The 16,759-nt window shown below is 49.4% G+C and carries 10 protein-coding genes; 2 read left to right on the top strand and 8 right to left on the bottom strand.

All coding sequences use genetic code 11. The features are described from left to right. Positions 1–14: 14 nt before the first annotated feature. Both BSZ32_RS03515 and BSZ32_RS03510 read right to left on the bottom strand, forming a co-directional pair. Complete coding sequence (locus tag BSZ32_RS03515; RefSeq protein WP_105042141.1) at positions 15–449, bottom strand: septal ring lytic transglycosylase RlpA family protein; 435 nt, start codon at positions 447–449, stop codon at positions 15–17. Positions 450–451: 2 nt separating this feature from the next. Further along, positions 452–3,019, bottom strand: coding sequence for a DNA topoisomerase III (locus BSZ32_RS03510; protein ID WP_105042140.1), 2,568 nt, complete (start codon positions 3,017–3,019; stop codon positions 452–454). A 252-nt stretch (positions 3,020–3,271) separates the two neighbouring features. On the opposite strand from BSZ32_RS03510, the gene BSZ32_RS03505 reads away from it, so the two are divergent. Further along, positions 3,272–4,957, top strand: coding sequence for a 4-alpha-glucanotransferase (locus BSZ32_RS03505; RefSeq protein WP_165788614.1), 1,686 nt, complete (start codon positions 3,272–3,274; stop codon positions 4,955–4,957). On the opposite strand, the gene BSZ32_RS03500 is transcribed toward BSZ32_RS03505, so the two are convergent. The 4 genes from BSZ32_RS03500 to BSZ32_RS03485 form a co-directional block, all read right to left on the bottom strand. Then, positions 4,935–6,266: an alpha/beta hydrolase gene (locus BSZ32_RS03500; RefSeq protein ID WP_105042138.1), complete on the bottom strand. Its 1,332-nt coding sequence runs from the start codon at positions 6,264–6,266 to the stop codon at positions 4,935–4,937. The genes BSZ32_RS03505 and BSZ32_RS03500 overlap by 23 nt on opposite strands. 107 nt (positions 6,267–6,373) lie before the next feature. Further along, a complete protein-coding gene (locus BSZ32_RS03495; protein ID WP_105042137.1) occupies positions 6,374–6,865 on the bottom strand; it encodes a redoxin domain-containing protein in 492 nt (163 codons plus the stop codon). Positions 6,866–7,095: 230 nt separating this feature from the next. Next, positions 7,096–10,077 (bottom strand): alpha-amylase family glycosyl hydrolase, encoded by a 2,982-nt coding sequence (locus tag BSZ32_RS19120; protein WP_206018709.1) that lies wholly within the window; start codon positions 10,075–10,077, stop codon positions 7,096–7,098. A 4-nt stretch (positions 10,078–10,081) separates the two neighbouring features. After that, positions 10,082–10,909 (bottom strand): HAD-IIB family hydrolase, encoded by an 828-nt coding sequence (locus BSZ32_RS03485; protein ID WP_105042136.1) that lies wholly within the window; start codon positions 10,907–10,909, stop codon positions 10,082–10,084. Positions 10,910–11,300: 391 nt separating this feature from the next. On the opposite strand from BSZ32_RS03485, the gene BSZ32_RS03480 reads away from it, so the two are divergent. Continuing rightward, positions 11,301–12,830, top strand: coding sequence for a pyridoxal-phosphate dependent enzyme (locus BSZ32_RS03480; RefSeq protein WP_105044759.1), 1,530 nt, complete (start codon positions 11,301–11,303; stop codon positions 12,828–12,830). Between the two features lie 19 nt (positions 12,831–12,849). On the opposite strand, the gene BSZ32_RS03475 is transcribed toward BSZ32_RS03480, so the two are convergent. Then, positions 12,850–13,410: a hypothetical protein gene (locus BSZ32_RS03475; RefSeq protein WP_105042135.1), complete on the bottom strand. Its 561-nt coding sequence runs from the start codon at positions 13,408–13,410 to the stop codon at positions 12,850–12,852. Between the two features lie 119 nt (positions 13,411–13,529). Further along, positions 13,530–16,076, bottom strand: a complete 2,547-nt coding sequence (locus BSZ32_RS03470; RefSeq protein WP_105042134.1) for a DEAD/DEAH box helicase — start codon at positions 16,074–16,076, stop codon at positions 13,530–13,532. Positions 16,077–16,759 lie beyond the last annotated feature (683 nt).

Genomic DNA, 16,759 nt, shown 5'->3' with positions numbered 1-16,759 from the left:
GATAGTGGACTAAGTCACGATTTAGCCTCGACTGGTTCAAGGACCTCTACCAGGCACTTTACTACCCCATTGTGATGGAAATCGAGGTGGGATCCATGAGACATTCCTACCGAAACATCAATGATGCGTCCGGGCTTGTAGGGGCCGCGGTCATTGATGCGCAGGATCTTGCTCTTACCATTCTCTAGATTGGTGATGCGAACACGAGTACCCATTTTTAGCTTCTTGTGCGCGGCGGTATAACCGTGATTGGTGAATTTTTCACCGCTGGCCGTGGCTGTGCCAAAATTCGTCTTCACTGAGTACCAAGACATCTTGCCCGATTCGACCTCGACCACGCGGTACTTGCAGTTACCGAAGTGAACCTCGGCACCTTTTCCGCTAGTCGGTGTGGCGCAGCTCACCAGTAAGGGGAGCATTAGAATGGTGAGATAGATCAATGGTCTCATGACTACTCTTTTGCTTTCTTAGCTGCCTTTTTCGTGGCTTTTTTAGCCTTTTTTGCTGTCTTTTTCTTCGCTTCACGCGGTGGAAATTCGAAGGATGGTCGGCCGTTGTTGAAATCGTAGATGAGGAATGCCTTGAACTTGCGCTTGGTGCGGTTCGAGATGAAGTCTTCCATCAAGGAGGACTTTTCGCCTTGGAAAATTTTGACAGCGTCTTCTTTAGAAATGGCTTGTTGTAGAAGCATCTTGGAGACCTTCATGCCATTTGGAGCCTTTTTGTTTTTGGCTTCAGGGACAAAGTAAGACTTTTCAGTCTCGTAGATCTTGACCACTTTCTCGTCGAAGGTCATTTCGCCGATGATCATGTCGTCGGTGAGGTCTTCCATATCTTCTTCATCGCGGTCGAATACGAAGGCAACTTTGAATTTCTTGTCGATTTCGAGACCGGCATCGAATGGTCGGTTAAAACGTGAACGGAAGCCGCTGAGTGGGCCGACAAACATCTTGGTGAAGAGTTCGCGAGCTTCCTCTTCAGCGAGAAGACGGTTGGCGATGTACTTGGTGACTTTGAATCCACATTCTGGCTCCATGCACTCGTAAGTGGCATCCGTCTGCTTGAGGGTAGTTGCGCCACATTTTGGACAGGGAGCTTTGATCTCAGGGAAAACCTTGTTCTTCAGCTCCGTTGCATGGCCTTTAGCGCGTTCTACAATGTCTTTGGTAAAGTCGATGATTTGCTCCATGAAGACGGGGCGTTCGAGCTTGCCTTGCTCCATTTGGCGTAGCTTGCTTTCCCAGTCACCAGTCATTTCTGGCGAGGTGAGGCCGGTTGCTCCGATCTCATGCAGGGTCTCGATAAGTTTCAGTCCGCTGGCAGTCACGTGGATTTCACGTCCATCGCGGGCGATGTATTTCTGGCGAATGAGCGCTTCGATAGTCGCCGCGCGGGTGGCTGGAGTTCCGAGACCGCGATCAGCCATTGCTTCGCGTAGTTCTTCGTCGTCGATGAGCTTGCCAGCTCCTTCCATTGCGGAGAGGAGTGTGGCTTCGTTGTAGCGCGCAGGTGGCTTAGTCTCGTCTTCTTTGACGGAGATTTCTTCTAGTTGGGCATCTTCACCTTCGGAAACTGGACAGAGTTCGTCCTTGCCTGCTGCGACACCGACTTGGCGGCCGTAGACTGCGAGCCAACCTGGCTCGACGAGCACTTTACCAGTGGTGAGGAAGGTGTCTGAGATGCCTTCAGTGTGTGAGATTGTGGTTTCGCGGCGGGTGTTCTCAAAGATTGCAGGTGGGAAGAATACTGCAAGAAACCGCTTTGCTACGAGGTCAAAAAGTTTTTGTTCAGGCTCTGAAAGTTTGACGACTCGTCCTGTAGGAATGATCGCAAAGTGATCGGAGATCTTAGCATTGTTGAAGATGCGCTTGGTTGGGATCAGCCGGTTGTTGGTCTGAATATCTTTAGCGAATGGCGCGAGTTCAGCGTGGTCTTTACCGATCGAGTCGATGGTGTTGCTGACGATGCCGACATAGTCCTCAGGGAGGTAGCGGGAGTCAGTACGTGGGTAGGTGAGCATCTTGTGGCGCTCATAGAGCGACTGAGCGAGCTTGAGCGTGCTGGTGGCAGAGAAGCCAAAGCGGGAGGACGCTTCACGCTGGAGAGTGGTGAGGTCGTATAACTGTGGGGACGCTTGCTTGGTCGGTTTCTTTGTTTCAGAAACATTGCCAGTCTGGCCTTCGCAGCGGTCCTTGATCGCGTGGGCTGAGGTGATTTCCCAGAGGCGCTCGGCGCGTGAATGTACGTTGCCAGCTTCTTTTTTCCAGGCTGTATCGATCCAGCGGCCATCGTAGTAGCCCGCAGCAACAGAGAAATTAGCGTGGACTTCTGCGTATGGAGTGGGGATGAATGAGCGTATTTCCATTTCGCGCTTGGCGAGGATGGCGAGAGTGGGAGTCTGCACGCGGCCAGCGGATGTGATGTTGAAACCACCATGTCGTGAACGGAAACAGGTGAGGGCGCGGGTGGAGTTGAGTCCTACGAGCCAGTCTGACTCTGAACGGCATTTAGCGGCCGCTGTGAGGTTCTCCATTTCTGTGTCATCTCTGAGACCAGCCCAAGCATCAAGAATTGCTTGGTTGGTCATTGAGCGCATCCAGAGTCGTTTGACGGGCTTGTTTACTTTACCAAGTTCGAGAATGTATTTGAAGATGAGTTCACCTTCACGGCCGGCATCACAAGCATTAACGATTGTGTCGATGTCCTTGCGACGGGCTAGGCGTAGAACTTGTTTGAGGCGAGCTTCCGATTGCTCGATGGGCTCTAGCTCAAAGTGTTTAGGTACAGCTGGGAGGACGTCGAACTTCCATGGGAGGTTCTTACCATTCGGTCCAGTAGGCATTTTTAGCTGCACTAGGTGACCAACTGCTGAGGTGATGACGTGGGTGTCATTTTCAAAGTAGACATCACGTGCCTTTCCTTTTTTATCAAATTTAGCCATTCCTGGTGCTTTGGCCAGGGAGCGTGATAGGTCGGTAGCGACCGAGGGTTTCTCAGCAATGATTAGAGTCTTGGACATCCTAAGACTGGGATTAGGGCGCAAAAGGGAGTTTGGAAAGGTAAATTTTTGTTTTGCCTCTATATAGGTGTAAAATGAATGGGTGCTAGAAGGTTGAAATTAGGGTGGGAGAGAACGTGTTTTCACCCCTATTGACCATTGAGTCCGTTGTCGTATGGAGGAGGGTACTTCTCCACTAAACTGCTATTTTCTACAGATTGCGATTGCCAAGCGAAATTGAAGAGGCTTTATCATAGGGTGGATATGGCAGGAATGGACAAGCAACGCATGGCTGGAATTTTGTTCCCAGTATTCTCGATGCGGCGTGAGGGAGATCTGGGGATTGGCGATACGACAGCCGTGAAGCAATGCCTAGATTGGTTTGCGCAGCACCAAGTTGGGTTTTTACAACTCTTGCCGATCAATGTGACTGGAGCTGATCGCAGCCCGTATAGCGCAATTAGTTCCGTGGCGCTGGATCCTATTTATTTGGACCTGGAAAAAATAAAGGGAGTGGAGCCAGCTATGTTGAATAAAGCTCGAGCCAGCTGCGGGGTGGCGCGCATTGCGGCGACTGTCGATTACTCGACGGTGTGGCAGGTGAAACTACGAGTTTTGCGCCAAGCATTTAAAAATAATCAAAATGCAAAAGAGAATGCGAGCTTTGGATCTTTTAAGAAAAAGCACAAGTCGTGGCTTCGGCATTATTGTCTGTACCGGTGGTTGATCGATGAAGCCGGCGGACTAGAAGATTGGTCGCTCTGGCCAGAGGCATTTAACTCAGCTGGAAAAGCGAAACGCTATGAGGTACGTAAAAAGCGCAAGGACCGCGCTGAGGTATTAGCTGCCCAGGATTATTATGCGTGGGAGCAATGGCACGCCTTTTCTCAATGGGAAAGTGTGCGGGATCATGCGGATAAACTCGGAGTGAAGTTGATGGGGGATGTACCGATAGGAGTGAGTTATGCGAGTGCTGATGTGTTTTTTGAGCCAGAGTGGTTCCACTTGGATTTGTTTGGTGGGGCTCCGCCGGAAACTGAATTTAAAGCAGACGCATTCACCACGAAGTGGGGGCAAAACTGGGGGGTGCCAGTCTATCGATGGGATGCGATTGAGAAGAGTGACTACCGATGGTGGAAGCGGCGGATTGGCGAGCTAAGTTCGATTTTCCATCAATTTCGAATCGATCATATTCTTGGGTTTTACCGGATTTATAGTTTCCCGTGGCACCCGCGTAGAAATCCTGAGTTTCTCCCGCTGAGTGCCGAGCAGGCTGCGAAGCTGACTAAGGGGAGACTCCCTAGCTTCTCCCCCCGTGAAGACGACACGATGGTGCATAAGGCGCAGAATCTACTGGATGGCGACAAGTACATCCGTGCTGTTGTTGATGCAGCGGGTTGCGCCGAAGTGATCGGTGAGGACCTCGGGTCGGTTCCAGATTATGTGCGACCACATTTGTTAGAGCTCGGGGTTGCTGGGTTTAAGGTGTGCCATTGGGAGCTAGATTCTAGAGGTATAGTGATACCGGTGGAAGAGTACCCAGAATGCTCGTTTGCCTGCTATAGTACGCATGACATGGCTCCATTGAAAAAACTCTGGGAGGAGGCTCGGCATGATGCCCAGTCGGGTCCAGATAAACGAGACGCCGAGCTGAAGCTCAAAGCTCTTAGCCAATTTGCGGGACTTCCGGTTCAACGAAGGGGGAAAGAATACCCCGCGTATTCCCACAAACTAAAGAAGGCATTTCTTGAGACCCTCCTGAGTGCTGGCTCGCGCTATGCTGCGATCCAGATCAATGAGTTAGTCGACAGCTCCGTTCAAATCAATTTCCCTGGTACTGTCGGGGATCAGAATTGGACCTATCGAGTCAGTTGGGAGTTTGGCTCCATCCCTAAGACTGTGCAGAGAGAAATGGATAAGCTGCAAAGGCTGATTACTAAATATGATCGCGGCGCTTAGTCTTATCGAATAACTCCGGATTGTAACGTCGGAGCGCTTTTCCGAGTCCTTCGGTATAATTTTTTGGGAATGTCCATATTGGGATGCCCGGTTGCTTTTGAACTAGGCCTCTGTCTTGAGGCCTGGGGCCGTACGCCAATGCCATTAGTAAGTCGCTGGTTACCCAGGGGCTTTTTCGCAAATATCCGTGGCCGTTGCCGGCTCTAGCAGCTTCTGCATTGCTGACATCGATGATAACAACTTGCGGGTTATCTTTGAGGTAGCGCAGGCCTTGCTGGTCAAGACTATCAATATCAAAGGACTGGCCTAAGCGTTCTCTGTTCGTGAGAAACCTTGAAAAGCTGAGAGCTTTGTCTGAGTCACTTTGGTAGACGAGAAACTGGTCCATGAGCTTATCCGCTCCATCGAGCAGGTATCCACCTACGAGCTTGCGGTCCACATCGCCAGCAATGATGGCGACGGTGCCCAGCTTGAGTCGGCGCTTATTCTCAGCTTTAGTTTTACTATGCTGGAGGATGGCGAGGTCTCCCATTGCCCGTGTGACAACTCGACTGCCAGCGCTGTAGCCAATGATATTGATTTTATCGACATTGGTGCGTTTGGATAGAAAGAGAATGAGGTCGCGAAGGTGACGTGATGAGACCAGAGCTGTTTCTGTGTCTGAAACGTAGGCTAAGGTTTTTGGTGTCGACGGCCACGAATAGGCGATAAACACACCATCATAGGCAAGGAAGTGCCACATCTCAGCGGTGGTTAGAATGGGGTTTTCGAAGGTGACTTTATATCCGTGGACGAAGATGTTGACGGTTTTATTTTTAGATTTAGCGAGCTGTTGGTTGATCTCTTTGATGTATCGCTTGGTGGCTGATTTAGCACTTTTGCGATCCGCGTCTGTGACTTTTGAATAACGATGAACGGATTCATCTAGCAGGCCGTATTCGTTGATGCCTTTGACCTTGATAGGGAATTTTTCAGTACGAGTTTTGAGTAAAGAGATCTTCCTAGCATCTTGCCAGGTGAGGTCGTCACGGCCGGTCTCGACCTGTGCTCGGCCGAGGCGTATGGCATTTCCCCTTTTGCTAGAATAGAATTGTTGCTTATCCTTCGCGGTCGCAGGTCGGCGATCCGTAGCGTAGAAAATTTGGTCAATGAGGGTGTCTCCTACGCGATCAATTTCGTTAGGCAACTTTAAGCCCGTATCGGTGAAGGCGGCAGGGGCTGGCATGAGATCGAACACTAATGGCCCATTGCTGCCGCAAGAAGTGAGGAGAGCAATGAGCAGGATGAAAAGAGAACGATACTGGTGCATGAGGACTTCTCTAGCGAGAGTTCAACGCTGTGTCGAGACTGGACACGAAAAAGCCCGGGGACAGATGTTCCACGGGCTCTGGCTGTTATGCTTAGATGAGTGTGGTGTTAGAGGGCTTTGAGGCACTCTTGGATAGCATCGAAGTTAGGCATATCGCTAGGGACTTCGAGAACTTCTGCGTACTGCACTACACCAGCTTTATCTACAACGAATGCTGAGCGCTTAGGCACTCCACCCATGATGAGATTTTTCTCAGGAAGGAAGGACTCATAGGCAATGCCGTATGCTTCAGTGGCTTTGTGTTCGTAGTCAGAAAGGAGAGTGAGGGTGATGCCTTCTTTCTCTGCCCATGCCGCTTGGGCGAATGGGTTGTCGCCAGAAATTCCTAGAACCTTCGCGTCGAGCGCATTGTAGCTGCTGATGTTTTTAGAAATATCACAGAACTCCGCAGTGCAGCCACCTGTGAAGGCCATTGGAACGAAGAGGAGGAGGAGGTTAGTCTCACCGATGACCTTGGAGAGTGTGAGTGTCTCTGGGCCATTTGCGCCGAGAGTTACAAGTGTGAAATCTGGGGCTTTATCGCCGACTTTAATGCTCATTTTAGTATTAGTTGGATCTTAGAATATGTAGTTTAGGATTGTTCTAAACAATAGGCCTATAATGAACATAGTGAATCCTTGATTGCAAGGTTCTTTCCTGTCGCGAGCTCGTTTGACTGGCCGATGATAGTGCTGATGGCGATTTGCCGAAAATCTATCACCCGCCCCGTAAGCGCAGAGCTGGCGGAGAGCGAGTAACCGACACACTCTCTGCCCGCTCAAAGGGTAAACTACCTATTGGTGATCCAAGTGCTCTGATAAGGTTCGAGCACAATGCTCTGTTTACAAGGAGTGATTTTTTCACCACTTAACAAGTCACGCCAGTTCTCAGTCGCTATCAAGTTCAACTCCACAAGAGGTATTTCTTGCTTCTTGTCTGAGATGTTATGTAGCGCGAAAATAGATTGCTCCCGATTGAGACTCTCACGCCAGAATGCGAATACCTCATTTCCAAAATGGAGGGTGTATTGAGTCGCATTCGGGTGGAATGCGGGCTGCTGCCGACGGACTCGAATCATCCGCTTCAATGATTCAAACACCTCACCGTGATGGAGGCCTGGATCTGCTATTTTTTCTTCAAGCATATCAGCATCCCAATTATGACGATTGATAGCTCTGAGCTCGCCCGTATCAGCAACACCTTGTAAATCATTTTCAGTACCTAGCAGACTATGAATGTAAAATGCAGGAACCCCCTCCAACGCTAACATGATGGAGTGTGCACATATGAAGCGTTGAAGGTGGTACGCATCCTTGGCTCCTCCTATCTTGCCAGCCATTGAGCTGAAGAGAGAAATATTTGCCTCATACGGTTGCAGCTGACCATCCGGCATCTTACGCATCGAAATCTCTCCACCAAAGGAACAAAGTGTGTCTGTCAGGTCCTTCAATTCTTGTTCACTCAGCAGCCCTTCAGCTGGTCGCAAACCAATTCCATCATGGGAAGCAATAAAGTTAAAATAAGCTCTGCCACGACGCGCTGGGGGCATTGACATCATCCAAGCCTTCAAGTGCCTACAATCACCGCTCAGCATCGTATTGAGCAGGAGCGGAGGAAGCGAAAAGTTATAGATCATGTGCGCCTCATTATCATTCCCAAAATATGAAAGGTTCTCTTTGTTAGGCACATTGGTCTCGGTGATTACAATAGCTTCTGGCTCCAGTGTTTCGATGAAGAGACGTAGTAGCTTGATGATCTCATGGGTCTGGTCTAAGTGGACACATGTGGTGCCCGACTCTTTCCAGAGAAAGGCAATCGCATCGAGTCGGAATACCGTCACCCCCTGGGCTAGATAGGTTCGAATAACACGAATAAATTCTAACAATACCTTAGGGTTGCGGAAATTCAGGTCAACTTGGTCTGCACTGAAGGTACACCATACCTCCTTTTCGCCATCGACTGTCTGGACGTTTGTGAAGAGCGGATGTGGCCTTGGGCGTACGACTTTGGAGACATCCTCATAGTCCTCACCTAAGACAAAGTAATCTGAGCCAGGGTCTTTTCCTTCTTTAAAGTTCTTAAACCACTCGGATTCGCTCGAACAATGATTAATCACAAGGTCGGCCATCAATTTGAAATCCTCACTGATCGCCTGAATATCCTTCCAGCTTCCGAACTCAGGCTTCACAGCATGATAATCTACTACGGAGAATCCATAGTCAGAAGTGTACGGACAAAATGGTAAAATGTGTATTCCATTGGTTACTCCGCGGAGATGCTGACGCAGTATTCTGTGCAGTGTCTTAAGAGGCAGTTCCCCATTTTTCTTGATAGAGTCAGCATAGGTGATCGTATACACGTCTCCTTCGTCCCATTTATTTACCAAGGTGTGAGTGTCGATCGCGGCATCGGTGAGTCCTCCATCGCGCATTATGTCAGCTGAAATTTCAGCCGATTTCTCAGCCCCGTAGATTTGTTGCACGTGCTGTTCTACTCGGTGTTGGACCTGCTGAACCTTTGGATGATTAGCTTGATCGTAGCTAACACCACCAAACTCCTGCATATCCTCATCTACAGCATCTAACAGCTGATCCATGATGTCTGGGAGAGCCGACTCAACTCGATTCCAACTCGGCATGAACGGGGTATCCATCGATCTATCAGGATCAAGAAAATCATTACCAGCCTGCATCACATTATCTGCAAACGCCTCCACCGCCAGCCCTTCAGTATGGCGATCATACTTCAAACCATTCATCACGGCGTCATTGTGGTAGCTATCTACAAGGTCGAGAGCGATACGGTAGTAGGTCGCTTTGATCGTACGAATACGTTCGCTCGAGAATACCTCACCTTGAGTGGCCATCTTGCGATAGAGCGATTTGGCAATATCCGAGCTCATCTTGGAAAGACCGCGATTTTTGTCTTTGAGAGATAATTCCTGATGCTTGTGGTCATAGATATCGGCAATATCAACCTGACAGATTTGGTTCGTAGCATAGTTGCGCTGCATCTCCGAAAGGGTGCCCATTTCAAGTCCCCAATCTGAAGGGATGCGGATGCTTTCGATCACGTCGCGAGTGAGTGAAAATTCTCCGGCGAGTGGGTAACGGAAACTATCGAGATAATTTAAATAATCATTCGCTCCACACACCTTCTTCAAGGCGCGTATCAACGGTGTAACTAACAAACGGGTCACTCGGCCGTTCATCGCATTGTTTGCAACACGGGCATAGTACCCTTTACAGAATTTATAACCAAAAGACGGGTTGGCTACAGGGTAAATCAAGCGTGCTAGCATATCACGCGAGTAGGTCGTTATATCACAGTCATGGATAGCCACTGCCTCCGCTTTATTGGAAGCCAATACATAGCCAAACATGTACCAAACATTGCGGCCCTTACCAGCCTCCTTCGGCGCGAGTCCTTTTTCCTGCAATTGCGCATCAATTTTTCTGAGTCTAGGCCCATCATTCCATAAAACTTTGGGCTGCTGAGGAAGACGGCTGAAGAACTCTAAAGCATAGCGATACTGCTCTTCATTCGCTTGATCTAAACCAATGATGACCTGGTCGAGATAAGGGACGAGTGCAATTTCATCGATTATTTTCGAAAGCGCGGGACCTTCGAGTTCGGAGAAAAGCGAGGGCAGTATAAGCGCCATCGGTCTCTTCTTAGAAAATTGAACAAGTTCATGTTCTAACTCATCAAGGGGTCGGTTATTTAGCTGGTGCAATGTCGTAATAATGCCGTGTTGGTGAAAGTCGCCCATAGTTTTATTTGTAGTTTTTTAGAATATTAGAAACAGCTTCGCCCCAACCCTTTGAGCCAGTTTTCGATGCTATAATGAGAGTCTCTTGTTCTGGATGGACTCGTGGGCCATCAGTATGCGGAATGACTACGCCATAGTCAGCGGCTTCAATCATCGCCTTATCATTGGCGCTATCTCCAATAGCCACCACTTTCCATAGAGTGTGAGGTTCGGCCTGTTTGTAGCGGTCTATTAGTTGCTGCATCCCGAGTGCTTTATCTACTTGCCCCATCAGATGAATAAAACGCCCACCTCGCAGAGCCTTTATCCCGGCCTCCTGTAAACTCGTATAAAAAGAATTCCACTCAAGCTCGGTACCATTCCAAATGATAGGTTCAGTAGTCTCACGTTCCATAGCTAACGCCGCAGCGCTAACACTGAGTCCAGTATGATCGATCACCTGTTGCACTGACCAGTCGGAAAACCCTTCAAAAGAATAAGAATGAGACTCTCTCAATGCATGAGCCACTTCGAGAATCTCCCGCCTAGCCATCCCAGCGGGTTGAAGAATAAAGCCATTCGCATCAGCCTCGCTCACTGGAGCAATAGATGAGAGTTGATGTATTGCGACTAAGCCACCATTTTCAGCCACCACGGCATCACATTGCCCTATTTTTTCGGCCAATTGCCTTAACTCTGCGTAAGTTTTGCTAGAATTTAGAATGAGCGGAAACCCTTTTTCCTTTAATGCTGCTAGAGCCTCCTTTGCGCCGTCATATCCATAGTCTTCATCCAGTAATGATGCGTCTAGATCAGTGATCACGAGCAATTTTTCGTTAGCAATGGAAGTCATAAAATGGAGTGTCGATGGCGTTGGATTGCAACCTAAAACTATTTAAGCAGCAATCATACCACTCTCTCAAAAAAATTCGTCACATCAAGAGATAAATCCAAAAAGTGTGATATATCTCATTACTATTTAGACGTGCTATAGAGCCACCTTGCGCCAGTAGTAACCTAGGAGGGCACGACAAACCCGCCCATGCATTTGAGCCGTGCCGCATTCTATTGAACATCTAGCAGAGATAGTGGTTATTCCCTATCCAGATAATGAATGGGTTTTTGTTAGGTAAGGTGGAGGGGGGCTAGATAGAATTACAGAAAATGGAGGGAATTCGTCGATGCAGTCAATATTGAATCTTGACCCACGGCTGGGGCGTGTGACTATTTCCAAGCCAACGATTATGGACCAAGAACAATTATTTCAAGAGATACTGATGGCGCGTCAACGCGTCTACGCTGCCGGTGACCCTACACCATTGCAGAAGCTTGAAATTCCCGAATACGACTGCGAAGTCTGGGTTAAACGAGAAGATCTTGGTCCAATCAAAGCCTACAAGTGGCGTGGGTCATACAATGCGATGGCTGCATTGAGTCCAGATCAGCGCGCTAAAGGGATCGTAGCAGCTTCTGCTGGGAATCACGCGCAAGGCGTTGCTCTGGCCGCTAGGAAGCTCGATTGTCAGGCGATCGTCTACATGCCTATTTCCACTCCTGAGGTGAAACAGAGCGAAGTGAAGCGTCACGGTGGCGAGAATGTTGAGATCCGTCTAGTGGGGGATTCTTATGATGATGCCGGCATCGCCGCACGCAAGTACTGTGACGAGGCTGGTGCCGAGTATGTGCATCCATACGACGATGTTGTGACCATGGGTGGCCAAGGTACCGTGGCTGATGAAATAGTGATGAGCGGAGACGGCCCATTTGATCGAGTTTACATCGCTATCGGCGGTGGTGGACTTGCGGCTGCGATGAGCTGCTGGCTTAAAAAATACTGGCCAGAGTGCAAGGTGATCGGTGTCGAAGGTGAAGGTCAGGCATCAATGAAAGCTGCAATTGCGGCAGGTCATCCGGTCGAGCTCGAATACCTTGATGTTTTCTGTGATGGCACGGCTGTCAGGAAAGCTGGAACCAATACTTTTAAAATCTGTAATGAACTCCTCGAAGAAATCGTCACAGTAACCAACGACGAGGTCTGCCACGGGGTTCGCCGTCTATGGGAAACCGTACGTGCTATCCCTGAGCCGAGTGGAGCAATGGGCTTAGCGGCAATTGCTAAAGATTACGCCGCGGGCAAGATCAAACCTAGTGAGAAAGTGCTCAGTATCATCTGCGGAGCAAACATGGATTTCGCTCAATTGGCGACCATTTCTCGTCGTGCAGGTATTGGCTCTAGGCAGCGCCGATTCCTGCGTGTGCCAATTCCAGAAGGCAATGGTTCGTTGCTAGGTTTTCTCAAAGATTTACCGGAGGAAATCAGCATCGTCGATCTTCAGTACGGTCGTGTTGGTTCCGAGGTCCAATTTCCAGTGCTCGGCATGATCGGATCAGTCGGGGACTATGCCAAAGTGGATCTCTTACTCAAGCAGAGAGGTGTCACCGCTGCGGATGTTTCTACCGAGGAAATCGTCGGCTACCGTATTATCAACTACGAACCAGAGCTCTTTACTTGCCCGCTATTCGTCAATATAGAATTTCCTGAGCGCGCTGGAGCTTTCCAGCAATTCATGGCGAAGGTCAGTGAATTCACCAGCCTATGTTATTTCAATTACGAATACTCCGGTGAACGCGTCGGCCGAGCACTTGTGGGTATGGACTTCGAAAACGAAACAGCCAAGGATTCCTGCAAAGCCCTTCTCAACGACATGGTCGGTGGAGATATTCGCGACGTCCGTCCAGTCAGTGACGAGACGCTGAAGAGGTTACTCGGGTGATTGCTCGAGCTTGAGATGCCTATCTTGCCGCGGCCTGAGAAATGAACGGGACGATTGTTGTGCCAGTATTGATGCTTTTTGCTGGCTGCAAGCGCTGGTGCATGGCGTCGCTAGCTGAGATTGGCAGTGAGAGGCTCTCGATATTATTGAGGCGTTCTTCAGTGGCTTCTATATCGGCGTTGTTTGCCAGTAATTGCTCGACCGCGAGATCGCTGAGGAAGCTCATGTGCTCTATGAGTGGAAGAGGACTGCCATTGAGAAGCTGAACATTGACTTCGATATTATTGGCTTTGAATGGGCTACCGTGCTCGTGCAGGGCGAGCTTGAAGTGTTGCTGGAAGCTTCCTAGGAGGCTGGCGAGATCGTTGCCGCGGTCGACCATGATGAGGCTGTAGAGAGTGACAGCATTGGTGAAGAGAAAGAGGTGCTCTAGCTGGTCATCAGTGCTGATGAGGTGCTCACAGCGCCAGAGTGCTTTCCAATTGGAGGAAAGTGGTGTGGCGTTGTCACTCTGGATGTCTTGCGGGGAGATCGCGAAGTGGGATTGCTCTTCGGCGCTGAGATAGAGTTGAATTTGCATAGCAGGGTATCCAATAGGCCTAAACCTTAAGGGTTACATACTCTGCTAAGCTCTCATTGAGTTAGAAAGCGATTTGTTCAATTATTAGAAATCCGCTGAGAGCCCCCATTTCGCTACAACTAACTGATAATTGATAGGTTTTCTAACTGGAAAATCGGAGTTTTTTGTATATTTGAGGCATTGAGGTCGACTTTAAAGCTGATGGACCAATCATTTTGTTCGTCTGGATCGCAAAGGATTTGAGCCACTTTCCAGTGATTTTGGTCAGAAGATTGGTCGATCTGGGTGTGCTTCATATTGCGGGCTTCTGGGTCGAGACGTATGCTGTGGTGCTCGGAGTCGAAGTAGGCATCGATGATCGGATTGAGTCGATTTGTCGTCCATGCCACTCCTTCAGGGTCATTTGGCTGAAATTGCTGCAAGAAAGCTGGGATGTCGTCGTAAGAAAGGTGCTTGAGGGCTGTCAGAGATTTCTCACGCACGAGCTTTATAAATTTCTTCTTCTGATGAGTCAGTGGGCGCTCGGCAGCTTCTTTTTGCTTTGCTTCCTTTTCCTCGAGGAAGTCAGGGTTACGCATCAGCTCCCACTCATCGATGAGTGAGGAGTCGACTGAGGTGACGTGGTCTTTGAGGTAGGCTTCAGCTTCGAGAAGGGTGTCGTTCTTCAGGTTTGGCGGGACAGTTTGTGCCAGCACCTTATAGACCTCGGAAAGGTGACGCAGGAGGATTGCCTCAGAGCGTTCTAGTTTGTAATCTTTGATGTAGTCCTCGAAGTCCATGTATTCCTCGAACATTTCACGGGCAATAGATTTCGGACGGATGCCTTCGGACTGGACCCACGGATGTTTGGCGCGAAATTTGTTGAAGGTGTCGTAGATGAAATCTTTTCCTGGTTGGGGGTAGGTGACTTCTTCGAGCCTTTCCATCCGTTCATCGTAGCTGACTCCTTCCTCTCGGAGCTCAGCGATAAGGGCACCTTTTGCTTTGCTGAGCTGCGCTTTTAGAAGGGCTGCTGGATCTTCGAGTATCGACTCGATCAGGGAAATGACCTGGAGGGCGTAGTTCGGGTGTTCGCTGTCGAGCTCAGGGATGGTTTCTAGAAGGTAGAGCCCGAGTGCCTGATTCATAGTGAAGTCGTCTTGCAGGTCGATGTGCAGTTGGACTTTCGGAGAGTTCGGATCTGGGTTGCGCTCGGCTGGAGCAATGAGGGTGAGCACCCCACCACGGACGAGGGCGATGAACATTTCTCGCGCTTGGATGCGGAGTTTTTTCTTAGAGGACTCAGTTTCGTGACAATCGTTGAGCAGCTTTTTCAGTGCCGCGCAGCCATCCTCGTGGGGCCGGCTGAGGAGATTTAGAATGAGATTGTGGCGCAGGCGAAAGCTTGATTTGAGCGGTTCGGGCGCTGACGCCTCCAGTTTCTCAAAGGTTTCCTTATTCCACGAAACGAAACCGAAGTCTGGCGCTTTCTTTTTGACGAACTTTTTCTTCTTAGTGGAAGCGGCAGCCTTGGCTTCGAGCTTGAGGTTTTCGATCACGTGCTCGGGTGCTTGGGCGACGACGAATCCGCGGTCGTCGAATCCACGACGACCAGCTCGACCTGCAATTTGTTTGAAGTCGCGGACTGTGAGGGTTTTGACGCCTGAGCCATCGAACTTACAGAGCTGAGTAAACAGGACTGAGCGGATAGGCACGTTGACGCCAACGCCGAGGGTGTCGGTACCACAGATGACTTTGAGCAAGCCACGCTGGGTCAGTTTCTCTACAAGAATACGGTATTTTGGGAGCAAGCCAGCATGGTGGATGCCAATACCGTGGCGCAGCATCTTGCTAATTTCTTTACCATAAGGAGACTTGAAATTCGCACCATGCAGAGCTTCCGCCAGTTCCTTTTTCTCTTCCTTGCTACAGAAATTATGCGAAAGCAGGTTTTGCGAGGACTCGGCAGCAGATCGCTGTGAGAAATGAACCAAGTAGACTGGAGCTTTGTTGGCTTCCACTAGTTCCACTACTTTTTCAGCAAGAGGAGTTTCAGAGTAGTCGAACTCGAGCGGGACGGGGCGTTGGTCAGATTGCACCAGGGCGGTCTCGGCACCAGTGAGCTCGGTTAGGCCTTTCTTGAAAAAGTGGGTCTCGCCGATAGTGGCTGACATCAAGGTGAAGCGCGCTTGGGGGAGCGTAAGCAGGGGGATTTGCCAAGCAATGCCGCGCTCAGCATCTGAGTAGTAATGGAACTCGTCCATGATGACATCGTCTACCTTAGCTTGTGCTCCATCGCGCAGTGCTAGGTTAGAGAGAATTTCAGCAGTGCAGCAGATGATTGGAGCAGTGGGGTTGATCGTGGCATCGCCAGTGATCATACCCACGTTCTCGGGGCCAAAAGAGTTGCAGAGCGAGAGGAATTTCTCGTTCGCCAGTGCCTTGATCGGAACCGTGTAGTAAGAAATGCGATCAGCGCAGAACGACTTGTAATGGTGCGCCAGAGCCACCATCGATTTTCCTGAGCCAGTCGGCGTGTTGAGAATCACGTTGTTACCCGCAAAGATCTCCAAGATGGCCTCCTCCTGGTGGTCGTAGAGTTCGATCCCTGAATCCACCACGGTGGTGAGGAAATGGTTGAGGGCGTCGTCGTTATCGAAATCTCCCGCTGGCTTAGTCAACTGCATGGGGGGAGTGGGGAGGAAAAAGGAGAAAGTGGGAAGGATAAAATTGCAAGTTTTGCTCTCTTTGGAAAATGACCTACTTTCAAGTATTCTCATTTGCCAATTTTTCAGCGAGCTCGCCACGGTTGACCATTTGCTTGAGAAACAGCTTAACTCCCGTCAGCAAAATTAAGTCCTACAGATTCTAGAATCTCAGTGCCAGCCTGCTTGAGTGCTGGATCTAGCCGGACACAGTAACTTGGCGTCTTCATAGAAATAGCTTAGCTGGTTCTCAAATAGAGGTCAAACGGTGTGCGTCAATTGTTGCACGCGTGTTTCGTGACTTTACAGTGAGGGCATGTTACTCGACCATGTCATCACTTCAGTGAACAACGCACCTCAGGGCTTGTTTGAGACGTGTTATGTGTATTTTAACTGGTTTGAGGCGCTGGGCTGGTTTTGTTTGGCCGCTTATGTATGGGGGAGATCTATCAACTACCGACGGACGAAGCTGGAACTTATCTACGGATTACATTTTAGTATTCGGCCTAACAGATATGTTTGAGGTCTATCAGCTAACAGCAGTTTTATTTCTAACAAGGGTATTGGTGTCACTGAGTATTCTAGTTTGTCGCTTTTATGTATCGCGACCTAAATTATAAGATTGAGTACAAAAAAATCCCGCACGATTGCTCGAGCGGGACTTT

Origin of the sequence: Rubritalea profundi (genome assembly GCF_002954445.1) — a bacterium.
In the GTDB taxonomy this organism is placed as follows: domain Bacteria; phylum Verrucomicrobiota; class Verrucomicrobiia; order Verrucomicrobiales; family Akkermansiaceae; genus Rubritalea; species Rubritalea profundi.
This window is presented reverse-complemented; position numbering and strand designations above follow the sequence as displayed.